This window comes from Frankia sp. BMG5.23, assembly GCF_000685765.2.
In the GTDB taxonomy this organism is placed as follows: Bacteria; Actinomycetota; Actinomycetes; order Frankiales; family Frankiaceae; genus Frankia; species Frankia casuarinae.
Window position 1 is genome coordinate 1 of the sequence record NZ_JDWE01000165.1, and the last position, 1,122, is coordinate 1,122.

The 1,122-nt window shown below is 66.2% G+C and carries 1 protein-coding gene; it reads left to right on the top strand.

Going from position 1 to position 1,122, the window contains the following annotated elements; genetic code table 11:
- Positions 1 to 153 precede the first annotated feature (153 nt).
- The coding region (gene ltrA / locus BMG523DRAFT_RS22355; protein ID WP_235463417.1) for a group II intron reverse transcriptase/maturase at positions 154 to 1,122 on the top strand (969 nt) is incomplete at its 3' end.

The following is a 1,122-nucleotide window of genomic DNA, read 5'->3' on the forward strand; positions in this document are numbered from 1 at the left end:
CCATATTACCGTTCGAGCCGGCCGGACAACATAACCGGCGGTGAGGGAAGGGCCGCTGCTTCGTCGACGCGTGGAGTTGGAAGGAGGGGCTCGGTGAGTGCCATTGCTGCTATTCCCGCCGCTTCGGGATCCCGAGTGGATCCGGTCCGTGTCTTGCAGCACACGCTGTACCGGGCGGCCAAGGCCGATCCCGGGCGGAGGTTCCATGCGCTCTCGGACAAGGTCCACCGTGGGGACGTCCTGGAGCGTGCGTGGGCACTGGTGCGCGCCAACAGGGGCGCGCCGGGCATTGACCGGACCACCATTGCCCAGGTCGAGGAGTACGGGGTGTCCCGTCTTCTCGACGAGCTGGGCGGCGAATTGCGGGAAGGGGGGTACCGTCCTTTGCCTGTGCGCCGGGTAGAAATTCCCAAGCCGGGGGACAAGGGTGCGTCCCGGCCGCTGTCGATCCCTGCCGTCCGCGACCGTGTGGTGCAGACCGCCGTGAAGATCGTGCTCGAGCCGGTCTTCGAGGCGGACATGGCCGGGTGCTCGTTCGGGTTCCGCCCGCGGCGCTCGGCTCATGACGCACTGCAAGTGCTGGTGGATGCGTGCGGGAAGGGCCGTCGGTGGGTGGTGGAGACGGATATCGCTGATTGCTTTACGGCGATCCCGTTCGAAGGGTTGATGCAGACGATCGAGGAACGGGTCTGCGACCAGGCGATGCTCAGGTTGGTGCGTGCTGTCCTGCGTGCCGGCGTGATGCGCGACGGCGAGGTCCGGAGGCCGGTCAGCGGAATGTCCCAGGGCGGGCCGCTGTCCCCATTACTCTGTAACGTCTACCTGAACCGGCTTGACCGGGAATGGGACGACGGGGACGGGATGATGGTCCGGTTCGCGGACGATATCGTCGTGATGTGCTGGTCGGAGGATCAGGCGGTGCGGGCGATGGATTGTCTGGTCCGGTTGCTCGCTGATCTGGGGCTGGAGACCAAGGCAGCCAAGACCCGTATCGTTCACCTACAGGTGGGAGGGGATGGTCTTGAGTTCCTGGGCTTCCATCACCGCCTGGTGCTGTCGCGGGGTGACCGGGGCAGACGGAGGGTGGCGTTTCTTGCGCGCTGGCCCTCGGACAGGGCCATG